Annotated in this window: 11 protein-coding genes; 10 read left to right on the forward strand and 1 reads right to left on the reverse strand. The window is 59.7% G+C overall.

What is annotated here, in order from left to right:
- The first annotated feature begins 97 nt into the window (after positions 1 to 97).
- Positions 98 to 1,240, forward strand: a complete 1,143-nt coding sequence (locus H7B67_RS19270; RefSeq protein WP_185121483.1) for an SAM-dependent methyltransferase — start codon at positions 98 to 100, stop codon at positions 1,238 to 1,240.
- 151 nt (positions 1,241 to 1,391) lie between these two features.
- On the opposite strand, the gene H7B67_RS19275 is transcribed toward H7B67_RS19270, so the two are convergent.
- Positions 1,392 to 1,628, reverse strand: a complete 237-nt coding sequence (locus H7B67_RS19275; RefSeq protein ID WP_185121484.1) for a DUF2626 family protein — start codon at positions 1,626 to 1,628, stop codon at positions 1,392 to 1,394.
- 304 nt (positions 1,629 to 1,932) lie between these two features.
- Here H7B67_RS19275 and H7B67_RS19280 point away from each other — a divergent pair, with 304 nt between their 5' ends.
- The 9 genes from H7B67_RS19280 (at position 1,933) to H7B67_RS19320 (ending at position 11,743) form a co-directional block, all read left to right on the forward strand.
- Entirely contained in the window at positions 1,933 to 2,586 is a 654-nt protein-coding gene (locus H7B67_RS19280) for an RsfA family transcriptional regulator (protein ID WP_185121485.1), read from the forward strand.
- A gap of 173 nt (positions 2,587 to 2,759) precedes the next feature.
- Positions 2,760 to 3,725: a ketopantoate reductase family protein gene (locus H7B67_RS19285; protein ID WP_281067817.1), complete on the forward strand. Its 966-nt coding sequence runs from the start codon at positions 2,760 to 2,762 to the stop codon at positions 3,723 to 3,725.
- 4 nt (positions 3,726 to 3,729) lie between these two features.
- Entirely contained in the window at positions 3,730 to 4,137 is a 408-nt protein-coding gene (locus H7B67_RS19290; protein ID WP_185121487.1) for a DUF3397 domain-containing protein, read from the forward strand.
- Between the two features lie 228 nt (positions 4,138 to 4,365).
- Positions 4,366 to 5,997, forward strand: coding sequence for a bacillithiol biosynthesis cysteine-adding enzyme BshC (gene bshC, locus H7B67_RS19295; protein ID WP_185121488.1), 1,632 nt, complete (start codon positions 4,366 to 4,368; stop codon positions 5,995 to 5,997).
- A 34-nt stretch (positions 5,998 to 6,031) separates the two neighbouring features.
- Positions 6,032 to 7,294 carry an adenosylhomocysteinase gene (locus tag H7B67_RS19300; RefSeq protein ID WP_185121489.1) on the forward strand — a complete coding sequence of 421 codons (1,263 nt, stop codon included), beginning with the start codon at positions 6,032 to 6,034 and terminating at the stop codon, positions 7,292 to 7,294.
- Between the two features lie 278 nt (positions 7,295 to 7,572).
- The gene (locus H7B67_RS19305) at positions 7,573 to 8,661 is read left to right on the forward strand and encodes an LLM class flavin-dependent oxidoreductase (RefSeq protein ID WP_185121490.1); all 1,089 of its coding nucleotides are present in this window, start codon (positions 7,573 to 7,575) and stop codon (positions 8,659 to 8,661) included.
- 27 nt (positions 8,662 to 8,688) lie between these two features.
- Positions 8,689 to 9,315: a cysteine hydrolase family protein gene (locus H7B67_RS19310; protein WP_185121491.1), complete on the forward strand. Its 627-nt coding sequence runs from the start codon at positions 8,689 to 8,691 to the stop codon at positions 9,313 to 9,315.
- Complete coding sequence (locus tag H7B67_RS19315) at positions 9,312 to 10,676, forward strand: zinc-binding metallopeptidase family protein (protein WP_185121492.1); 1,365 nt, start codon at positions 9,312 to 9,314, stop codon at positions 10,674 to 10,676. Before H7B67_RS19310 ends, H7B67_RS19315 begins: the two co-directional genes overlap by 4 nt.
- Positions 10,673 to 11,743 carry a TetR family transcriptional regulator gene (locus tag H7B67_RS19320; RefSeq protein ID WP_185121493.1) on the forward strand — a complete coding sequence of 357 codons (1,071 nt, stop codon included), beginning with the start codon at positions 10,673 to 10,675 and terminating at the stop codon, positions 11,741 to 11,743. The genes H7B67_RS19315 and H7B67_RS19320 overlap by 4 nt, the downstream gene beginning before the upstream one ends.
- Positions 11,744 to 11,963 lie beyond the last annotated feature (220 nt).

The following is an 11,963-nucleotide window of genomic DNA, read 5'->3' on the forward strand; positions in this document are numbered from 1 at the left end:
CAGCCGGTCTCGTCATGTCTCTGACCATTATAAATCATCCGGCCGGAATAAGTTTCGATAATATTCCATCCGCGATTGCCAGAAGGGAGCCGATAGGGTGACAGAGCCGATCGTTCGCGTTCTGCGGGAGAAAATAAAGGCTTCGGAGCATGTCGGGGTTACGGAGGAGGGACGCGAGGCTCGCGGAATATCATTCCGGGATTATATGGACGTCTGCCTGTACGATCCCCTTCACGGCTATTATTCCGGGGGCAAGGCAAGGGTGGGCAGGGAGGGCGACTTCTACACGAGCTCTTATATCGGGGAGGCGTTCTCGGAATGTCTGACCCGCCGATTGGCCGAGCTTGCGGACGAGCATTTCGGCGGCGAGGAGCCGGTTCGCGTCATCGATTGGGGAGGAGGAACGGGGTGGCTTGCGGCGCAATTGCTCTCGGCTTGGGAAGCGGGAGGAGAGCGGCGGTTCGAGCTTACGGTCGTGGACGGCAATCCTTCCCATCGCGAGCAGGCCGTTAGGAGCTTGGAGCCGCATATCGGGCAAGGACGGGCGTTCGTCCTTAGCCCCGAAGAGGCGGAAGGCCGGGATTGGAGCCGCTGCTGCGTCATCGTCATCGGCAACGAATTGCTGGACGCGATGCCCGTCCATCGCGTCGTTCGCAAGGAAGGGCAGCTCCGGGAATGGGGAGTGTCATGGGACGAGCTCCATTGCCGGTTGATTCCCTGCTTGCTGGAGCTTCCGGCCTGGCTTGCGGAGAGGATGGACCGGGACCGGATCCTTGTTCGGGAAGGGCAGACGGCCGAAGTAGGAGCGGATGCCGGGCGTTGGCTCGCGAAGCTCGCTTCTTCTCTCGGCAGGGCGCTGCTTGTGTTCATCGACTACGGGGACGAATCGGAGGAATTGACGGCCGAACACCGGATGAACGGGACGCTCGTCTGTTACCGCAATCATATCGCCCGCGATAATCCGCTCGAAGCCCCGGGGGAACAGGATCTAACCGCTCACGTGAATTTTACGGGCCTGAGGGCGGCGGCTAGGGAAGCGGGATTGAAGGAGCTGTGGTACGGGACGCAGCTTCGCTTCCTGATGGAGTCGGGAGTGCTCCGATCGCTGGTTCCGCTGTCCAGCGCCGACCCGTTCCATCCGGACGCGCGGCGGAACCGAGCCATCCGGCAGCTTCTGCTCAGCGACGCGATGAGCGAGCTGTTCAAGGTCCAGATTTTCCGCAAGGGCTTGGCCGAATAACAATTCCCCCAAAAGTGACGCAAAACTCTGTAGTTGATTCCGATTACTTTTGGGGGAGCCCCCGGTTATCCATAGGAAAATGCGTTGTCTAATTTCCTGATCCATAAAAAAACGCCGGAGCATGGCGCTCCGGCGTTCTCTCTTGTTTGTATTAAGCGGGAAGTCCCATCTCGAAGACACTCCAATAAGTGAACCCGAGGAAGGCGATGACCATATAGCCCCAGAACATGTAGATATAGGTCTTCTCCGTAAAATTCAGGTAACCGAACAAGAAGAACACTGCCGATTGGATAAAGAACAGCAATGCCATCTCCCACATATCGCCCGCGAACGACATCAAAGCGATTAGCAGCGTAAAGAGCCCCAACACCCGGAACATGCGTGCCATAATGAAATCTCCTCTCTGTCTAACCCCGTTTACTCATGCATATTATACCTGTTGTCCCAGCATAGTGTAAACCGGAAGAAGTGACGAATTGGCAAACTTTTCGTCCATAGCTTCAAGGTTCCGTTTTTTTCGCTCTTTTATTCATAAGGACCGGGCTCTTCTTCGCGGGAGGTATACCAAGACGGAAAATGGATATACATAGAAGTAACCGATAGATTCTATGAACTCTACTACGGGCATAGAAATGAATAAAAACACTAAAACAACGATGGAATATCATCCTTGACGAGGAGGGAATGTGGGCATGACGGCTGTCAGACAGGATGCATGGAGTCCAGATGACGATTTGATTCTGGCCGAAGTTACGCTCAGGCATATTCGAGAAGGAAGCACCCAACTAGCGGCATTCGAAGAGGTCGGCCAACGAATCGCCCGTACGTCCGCCGCATGCGGTTTTCGCTGGAACAGCTTCGTTCGCAAACGGTATGACGAAGCGATCGGATTGGCGAAGCAGCAGCGGCAGAAACGTAATTATCTTAAAAAGCAGGGACTCACTTCTTCCTTGGCGAACTCGATTTCGGAGCGGCTTCCGGGAGAAGACGCGGATTCATCCAAATCCGAATTGCTGACCGCGGATTCATTATCTATGGAAGCGGTTATCCGCTACTTGCGGCAATGGAAGAATTCGGTACAGGAATTAACCCGCCAGGTGAAGGCGCTCGAGAAGGAATTGAAAGAGAAGGAAGAGCTGCTGGCGGAGCTGCGGGACACGAACAACCGTCTATCCAAAGAAGTGAGCGAGGTCCAGACCGACTACCGCGTCGTCAACGACGATTACAAGGCGCTCATCAAAATCATGGACCGGGCAAGAAGGCTCGCCTTCCTGGCCGAAGATACGGAAGAAGAGAAAACGCGCTTCAAGATGGACGCCAACGGCAATCTGGAGCGAATCGAATAGATCCGCGAGCTCCCGAAGCATGAAGACGGGGGCCGCCCGCTTGGTCTCGCAAGACCGGGCGGACGGCTCCCGTCTTTGCTTCGTCTTCATGCTAAGCTATGATAAAGGGAAGAGTTGGTAAGCCATCGAAGTTTTAAAGCCTTCGTTAATAAGGCTGTCGAGAGGAAAATCAGATGACGAAAATATCCATAGCGGTGTTGGGAGGCGGCTCTATGGGTCTCTTGCTGGCGGCCAGGATCGGCGCCGCCGGCTTCGGGACGTCCGTCTGGACAAGAACCCGCGAGCAAGCCCATCTTCTGGCGGAGCAAGGAATCCTTCTTAAAGACGCGCAGGGAACGGCGATCCGGCGGGTCTCCGTTCAAGCGGCTCCTATCGAGGAGGCTCCCGCGAATATAGACGGCCTTATCGTGTTCAATGCCCTTAAGCAGACCGGGCTGACCGAGCCGCTCCTTCGGCAATTGGATTCCGTTCTGGCGAAGAACGCGGCGATCGTCTCGTTCTGCAACGGAATCGGGCATATCGAACGGATCGCCGCGGCCGTTCCCGGCCGGCCGCAGCTGGCCGCGGTGACGACGGAAGGGGCGCTTCGGACGGGGCCCGCGGAGGTCATGCACACGGGAACCGGCGGAATTTGGCTGGGAAGAGCCCCCTTATTTGAAGGGACTTCAAGCGATTATGTCCAAATGCCTACGGAAGATAGGATCAAGGGTATGGCAAACGTTGTCCGGGAGGCAGGATTCTCCATTTTCTTGTCGAATAATATGACAGAACGCATTCTCCGGAAGCTGCTCGTCAACTCGGTGATCAATCCGCTTACCGCGGTGCTTCGGGTACGCAACGGAGAGCTGCTTGCGACGGAGGACCGGCTTCGCCTGATGAGATCGTTGTTCGAGGAGACGCTGTCTATCCTCCAACGGAGCGGGCTTCCGAGCTCGGAAGGGCTATGGGAGGAGCTTCTCGACGTCTGCGCCCGAACCGCGCGGAACGAATCCTCCATGCTTCAGGATGTCCGGAACGGCCGGGCAACCGAGATCGAAGCGATCAACGGAGCCGTGGCGCGGCTCGCGGCCGACAGAGGGCTGCCAGCGCCCAGGAACGAGACGATGGCTGGATTGATTAGATCCCTATCCGGCGAATAAGGAGATGAGAACGGTGTCCGTGATCTGGGATGCATTGGTGTACGCATACGCTTCCGTGGCCGTCATTCCCGTTATTCCGTTTCTCATCGTCTTCTACTTGGCAAGATGGCGAGGCCAAGAGCGCAACCGGGCGATCAAGCTGTCGATGGACATCACGACGGTCTTCCTGATCGGCTGCGTTTCGATGCTTCTGAACCGATTGGGAACCTCTTTCGGCCCATATATTTTATTGTTGTTCATGCTCGTCGTCGGCGGTTTGCTCGGTGGCGTGCAGAACCGCGTACGAGGCAAGGTAGACGCGCGCAAGCTGGTCCGGGCGGTCTGGCGGCTCACCTTCTTCTTGACGACGCTTCTGTACGTGCTGCTGACGATCGTCGACATCTCGATTCGGGCGTTCGGGAAATCGGCCTAATGCGACAACGAACCCGTTAAGCCGTGCCGCGGACCGCGAATCCTCGCGACGCCGGCGCGGTTTTTTTCGATCCGAAGAGAAGGGCGCCCGGTTTCCGCAAGCCGTTGCGGATGACGCGGGTTGGCGGCAGATCGCGAGAGCGCCCGTTCTCGCCAACCTTTCTTTGACGCCAACGAACCCCTTCATGTACAATCTAGTGGACATGATATTTATCGGGGGGACTCTTCCATGAACTTGACTCCCTTACAAGGGGTGTCTTCCCCAGCTCTGGCGGAACGATACCGGCAGGGAGACGCACGATTGCGAGATCTATTCGGCTCTCATCCCTCTATCGCCGAAGACTGGCGGAAACGCGCACAATTATTGGACCGGACGGAAGCCGGACGCATAGAGAAGTCCGAGCTCGCCTCCGTCCTTCGAGATTACCAAGCCCGGCTCGTTCCAAGCGAAGCGGTCGACCGCTCGATCGAAGAGCTGGCGCGGCCGGGCAGCCTTGCCGTCGTCGGCGGCCAGCAAGCCGGCCTGTTCGGAGGAGCTCTCTTGATCGCCTATAAAGCGATCTCCGTCATTCAGGCGGCGCGGCATGCGGAGAGCCTGCTCGGCCGCAAGGTCGTTCCCGTCTTCTGGATCGCGGGAGAAGACCACGATTTCGACGAGGCGAATCATCTGTATGTCGCGAACGCGGAAGGCAAGCCGCGCCGCGTTCGGCTGGATCGCCCGGATGGCGCCCGCCATTCGGTCAGCCGGACTCCTCTTACGGAGGAACAATGGACGGCGGCGATCGAGCAGCTTGCCGAAACGCTGCCGGACTCGGAGTTCAAGCCGGGGCTGCTCGATCGGCTTCGCGGCTACTCCGGGGACGCGCCGACCTTGACTCTTGCCTTCGCCAGGCTGTTGTCCGAGTGGTTCGGCCCGGAAGGACTCGTTCTGCTCGACGCCGACGACCCCAAGCTTCGCCGGCTGGAAGCGCCGATGTTCCGCCGGCTCATCGAAGATAACGAATCGTTGGAGCTCGCTCTTAAGCAAGGCGAGGAGAAGGTCGGCGAGCTGGGCTATTCCGTTCAAGCGCCGTTGGCGCAATCGTGCGCGAACCTGTTTCTTCATTCCGAACACGGCAGGCTGCTGCTGTTCCGGGAGGAGAACGGCTTCGCGGACAAGAAGAAGCTTCGGGCTTACAGCCGCGAAGAGCTGCTCGCCCTGGCGGACCGTTCGCCCGAGGCGCTCAGCAACAATGCCCTGACGCGGCCGATGATGCAGGAGTATGTCCTGCCCGTGCTGGCCACCGTGCTCGGACCGTCCGAGATCGCTTATTGGGCGGGCCTGGGGCAGGCGTTCGGGCAATTCTCGCTCGAGCTCCCGATTCTCGTTCCCCGGCAGTCCTTCACCTACCTGGAGCCGGGAATCGACAAGCTGCTCTCGAAGTACGAAGTGACCGTAACGGACATCATGTCCGGCGGCGAGCGGCTGCGGGACGAATGGCTTCAAGCCCAAGACAAGTGGAGGCTGGAGGAACGCTTCGAGGAGGTTCGCGCCGGAATCGCGGCGCTCTACGCGCCTCTGCTTGATACGCTTGCGGAGATTCAGCCCGCATTGGGCGATCTCGGCGGCGTTAACCAAGGCCGGCTGATGGAACAGATCGCCTACCTGGAGAAGCGGGCGGCGGATACGGTCGCCAAGCAGCATGACGTATCGCTGCGGCAATGGGACCGAATGCGGGAATCGCTGTGGCCGTTAGGCAAGCCGCAGGAGAGAACGTTCGGCACCCTTCATTTCCTGAACCGCTTCGGCCCGAATTGGCTGAAGGAATGGCTGAACGTTCCGTTCGACGTAACGGGCGGCCATCGATTGGCCGATAAATAACATAGCGTTTCGATAACGCAGGAGGAATCCCGTCTTGAAGACAACTCTCAAGAGCATTATCCAAGATCCGTCCCTAGCGCCGGAAGGCAAGCTGAAGATCGATTGGGCCGAGGCCCATATGCCGGTGCTTAACCGGATCCGCGAGCAATTCGAACGGGATCAGCCGTTCAAAGGGCTGAAGGTGGCGATCTCGCTGCACCTGGAAGCGAAGACGGCTTATCTCGCCAAGGTCGTTCAAGCCGGCGGCGCCGAAGTCGCGATAACGGGCAGCAACCCGCTGTCGACCCAAGACGACGTCTGCGCGGCGTTGGCGGAAGACGGCATCGCGGTGTTCGCCAAGTACAACCCGACTCCGGAGGAATATCGCGAGCTGCTCGTGAAGACGGTCGAGACGAAGCCGGACCTGATCATCGACGACGGAGGCGACTTGGTCACGATTCTCCACACGGAGCGCCAAGACCTGCTCCCGAACGTGCGCGGCGGCGCCGAAGAGACGACGACCGGGATCCTTCGCCTGAAAGCGATGGATAAGGAAGGCTCGCTGAAGTTCCCGATGGTCGCGGTCAACGACGCTTATTGCAAATATTTGTTCGACAACCGCTACGGAACCGGACAATCGGTATGGGACGGCATCAACCGTACGACCAATCTGGTCGTCGCGGGGAAGACGGTCGTCGTCAACGGCTACGGCTGGTGCGGCAAAGGCGTCGCCATGCGCGCGAAGGGATTGGGCGCCCATGTCGTCGTGACCGAAGTGGACGCGATCAAGGCGGTCGAGGCCTACATGGACGGCTTTACGGTTCTGTCGATGGAGGAAGCGGCCAAGGTCGGCGACTTCTTCGTTACCGTCACCGGCAACAAGGACGTCATTACCGGCGAGCATATCGCGAAGATGAAGGACGGAGCGATCCTGTCCAACGCCGGCCACTTCGACGTCGAGGTGAACCTGGTCGAGCTGGCGGAGATATCCGTCTCCAAGCGCACGGTTCGCCGCAATATCGAAGAGTACCGTCTGAAGGACGGCCGCAAGATCTACGTTCTGGCCGAAGGCCGCCTCGTGAACCTCGCCGCCGGCGACGGACACCCGGCCGAGATCATGGATATGACGTTCGCGCTGCAGGCGCTGTCCCTGAGATACGTCAACGAGAACTATCGGGAGCTCGGCAACCGCGTCGTCAACGTTCCTTACGAGCTGGATGAGCAGGTGGCCCGCACGAAGCTGGCTTCTCTCGGTATCCGGATCGATTCCCTTAGCGAAGAACAGAAGGCTTATCTCGATAGCTGGGCGGCGCACTGAGGAAGATACGCCCTTTTATAGCAAATCATAAAACGGCTTCGCCCCGATTCGCCTCGGGACGGGGCCGTTTCTGCTTGCGTCGGATTGCGATTACTCGACAAAGAACCGCTGCAAGTTGCTTTAATTTTTTGAATATTATGAACGAATATCGTCCGGTGCCGTTGACGCCCTATGGGGCATGTGCTACTTTAGGGGCAATTAAATTAACTAAACATTTAAATGAATTTACTGTTTAGTTAATACGTACTTAACCAAACGATGAACAGGAGAGATGGACCATGAGCTCAGCTTCCAAAGAGGTCGATTTTAACAAACGGGATTTCGGCGTGTTTCTTCCGGTGGCGAACGGAGGTTGGATTATCTCCGACGCGCAGCCCAGGCCGGACGGAAGCTATGCTCTCAACCGGGAAGCGGCGATTCTGGCCGAAGAGCTGGGCTTCGACTTCATCATGTCGATGGCCAAGTGGAAAGGGTACGGCGGAGAAACGAATCATTGGGGCGTCTCCCTCGAGTCGATGACGATGATGGCCGCGCTCGCGGAAGCGACGTCCAGAGTGAAGGTGTTCGCCACCGTCCATACGATTCTCTATCATCCGGCGGCCGCGGCGAAGATGTTCTCGACGCTCGACCAGATCAGCGGCGGGCGCGTCGGAATGAACATCGTCTCCGGCTCCTATGCGGGAGAGTTCCGCCAGATGGGCACATGGCCGGAGCACCTGGACCACGATGCCAGGTACGATCTGGCCCGCGAATGGATCCAGGTCGTAAAGCGGCTGTGGAACGAGGAGCGGGTTACCCATAAGGGGCAATTCTACCAATTGGAAGATTGCGAGTCGAACCCGAAGCCGCTGCAGCGTCCGCGTCCGCCGATCATCTGCGCCGGCGCCTCCGATAAGGGGATGGGCTTCACGATCGACGAGGGCGACGCATGCTTTATCGGGGGCCGCGATCTGGAGGAGCTGGCCCGGGTGAGCGCCCGAGCCAAGGAGCTGGCGGCCGAGCGGGGCAAGACGATCAAGACGTATTCGATGTTCGGCGTGCTGCCGGGAGACTCGGAAGAGGAAGTGCAGGCGAGGCTGCAGCGCTACCGGGACGGAGCCGACCTCGAAGCGATCAAGGGCCTGCTTCGCAGCTACGGCTTGGAGCCCGACGGACGGGAAAATTCGATGCAGGCGCGCGCCCGCAACGTGTTCATGAACGAGATGCTGACGGGCGACGCGGAGAGCATCGCGCGGCAAATCAAGCACATCATGGAGATGACCGGACTCGACGGGATGATGCTGACGTTCGCCGACTACATCGGGGATCTCCGCTACTTCGGCGAGAAGGTGCTGCCGCTGCTTCGTTCGGAGAAAGAAGCCGGCTGACGGCCGGTACGCGAAAGGGTGACGGAGATGGGCGTTCCAAGCGAGAATACGGCTTTGCTGGTGGTGGACGTGCAGAACGACTTCTGCGCTCCGGACGGGATGATGGGGCGGCTCGGCGCGGACCTGTCGCAGGTGGAGCCGGCGGTGGGCCGGATCGGGCGATTGATCGAGGCCGCTCGCGCCGCTGCCGTCCCGGTCGTCTTCGTGCGGCTCGTCACCGCGGCGCATACGGATTCCAAGGCGATGCTCGCCTGGTATTCCAGGCAAGGAATCGATGCGTCCGCGGCGGCGGTATGCCGGGAGGGCACGGCGGGGGCGGAAGGATACAAGCTGTTCCCGCAAAAGGGGGATTACGTCGTCGAGAAGCAGCGCTACAGCGCGTTCATCGGCACGAATATGGAGTTGGTGCTGCGCCGTCTCGGCATAGACAAGCTGGTCGTTACGGGAGTGACGACGGAGTGCTGCGTCGAATCGACGGTCAGGGACGGGTTCATGCTCGATTACGAGACCTTCGTCGTCGCGGACGGCTGCGCGGCGTACGAGTCCGGCCTGCATGACATGTCGCTGAAGCTGATGGGTCTTAATTTCGCCTCGATCGTAGAGACGGAGAGCGTGCTGGCCGATTGGGCCGAGCCGAAGGGGGGACTTAGATGACGCAGGGAACCCCGGACGGCTTCGAAGCCTTGAAGTTAGGAGCGGGAGCGTTCAAGCCGAAGGACTTGACTCTCGGCGAGGTCGTCGCGCTTATTCGCGCTAACGTCGATCGGCAGGAATTGATCGATCTGATTCTGGAGCTGTGCAACATCCGAAGCTTGCCCGGCTTCGAGAAGGACGCGGGAGACTTCGTCTATGCCTGGATGGAGAAGGAAGGGATGGCTCCGAAGCGCGTCGGCATGGTGCCCGATCGCTTCAACGTGATCGGAAGAATGGGCGGGGCCGACCCGGCGAACGGACGCAACCTGCTGTTCACGAGCCACCTCGATACGGAGGCTCCGCAGTACAATTGGCGCGACAGCTGGAAGTACCGGCCCGGGGGCGCCGTGTGCGATCCGGGCTGGATTCGCGCGGAGCTGAAGGACGGCGTCTTCCTGGGCCATCCGGTCGAGAACGACCGGGGCCCCATGGCCTGCTTCCTGATCGGCGCCAAAGCCCTGAGGAAAGCCGGCCTGACCCTGAACGGCCATCTGTATTTGACGGCATGTCCGGCGGAGATCGGCCCTGAGCACGTGGAGGAATTCCAAGGGCCGATCTATCACGGCAAAGAAATCGGCGCCCAATACATGATGACGCACGGAGGAGTCGCTCCCGACTTCGCCGTGGCGGCGGAGGGGACGGACTTCGGCATCTCCTGGGTCGCCTGCGGGTATGCGAATTACCGCATCGATATCTACGGGGAAGACGTGTTCACGCCGCTGCTGACGCATCCGCCGAGGCTGAAGGATCATCCGAGCGCGCTCGTGCTCGTCGCTCCGCTTATCGAAGCGGTACAGCGCTGGGCGGCGGATTACGAGAAACGGCACGTTTACAGGGGCGCCGGGGGGACGGCGGTGCCGAAGGCGCAGATCATCGCCATCCGCGGCGGAGATCCGCACATCATGGGCGGCGGCAGCGAGGTATGCTCGCTCTACCTGGAGGTCGGCCTGACGCCTGCCCAGGCGATCGCGGACGTGCAGCGGGAGCTGGAAGCGGTGCTCGCGGAGGAGCGGTTCGAGGGCAAGGTCGAACCGCTCGTGTACCGTCAAGGCTTCGCGGCGGAGGAGGGGAAGGTGAGGCCTCTGGCCGATGCGATCGACGCCGCCGGCCGTTCGAGCGGCAAGGGAGCCTTGGAGCTCGGCCATTCCGTCTATTCCAGCATGTGGCGGGATCATAACGTATTCAACATGTTCGGCATCCCGGCGGCGACGTACGGGCCCCGGCGCTTCAAGCCGACGGTGGACGACATGGCGGATGCCGCCGTTATTTACGCGGCGGCCGCTTGGCTCGTGTGCAACGGCATTCGGGAGGGAATAGAGTGACCGATAACGCGGATTCGCATGACGGCAAATCCTCCGTGAGAGAGCGCATCCTGGCGGCCGCGGTGGAGGCGTTCGCCTCCAGCGGCTTCGCGGGAACGCGGGTCGGGGAGATCGCCGTGAAGGCGAAGGTCAACCAAGCGCTGATCTATTATTATTTCGAGTCCAAGGAGCGGCTTTACCAGGAGGTCTTGAACGGCTTGTTCGCGCAGTGGGAGGCGATGCTGAGCCGGCTCGACTGGGAGGGCAAGGACGTGACGGCCTTCGTCCGCGAGTACATTCGCGCCCAGTACGAGATGAAGGTACGTATGCCGCACCTGTACAAGATCTTCCATTGGGAGACGCTCGAGGGCGGAGGGCTGTTCGAGAAGTACGCGTCCCCGGTGTGGACGCAGGACTTCTATGACATCGCGGGCAAGCTGGCAGGCTGGAAAACCGAAGGCGCGATCCGTCCGCAGGCGAACGAGAAGGTGCTGCTGTTTCTGATGTTCGGCATGATGGACCAATTCTACTTCCGCCGGGCGGAGGGGCTCGCTTCGATTCTCGGCAAGGACGGAAGCGAGGAACGGCTGCACGCGGACGTCGTCGAAGAGATGGTCGCGCTGACGCTGCACGGCGTGCTGCCGAAGGCCGAGCCGCCTCGGCGGGGGAGCGGGCGGCCGATCGTGACCGTCCTTGCGGAAGGCGAAGCCGAAGTACCCGAGGCCAGGCAGCTGCTGGAAGCGCTGAAGGATGCCGCGGGAGCGGAGCTGCGCGCGGTCGACGTTCGCGCTCCGGAAAAGGCGCTTGCGAACGATAGCGGGCTTGTTCTCCTTCTCGCGTCCACGTCCGTCGGAGAGATGCCGGCTTGGATTCGCGATTGGCTTGCGGCGCTTGCCCGCAACCGGTCCGCCGCGGAGGGAAGAGCCTTCGCGATCTGGACGATCGGCGAAGGAGCGGCGCCGGAACGGCTGCAGAGGCTGCTCGAAGAAACGTTCAACGAGCTCGGCGGCTTCGCGGTGTCGCGGCTTCGGGGGCAATCGCCCGGGGATTATGCGAAACGATGCATGAGTTGGATCAAGGCTCATTAACGAGAAAAGAAGGGTTCATGTAAAGAAAGCGTTATTTTATTGTCAGATAATTGATGGTTTTTGGGAATAGTTCTGATTTTTTATGATTGAAACGTGATTATTGTTGACGGAATTAACATGCAATTCTATAATTGCCCTAAAGTCACTTATTTAAAGTTAGTTGCGAGTCATATTTCCTGACGCGAATTGCGACAGGGTCGCGCGAAAGCGTACCGCTCGC

Origin of the sequence: Cohnella thailandensis, from assembly GCF_014212135.1 — a bacterium.
Lineage (GTDB): Bacteria > Bacillota > Bacilli > Paenibacillales > Paenibacillaceae > Cohnella > Cohnella thailandensis.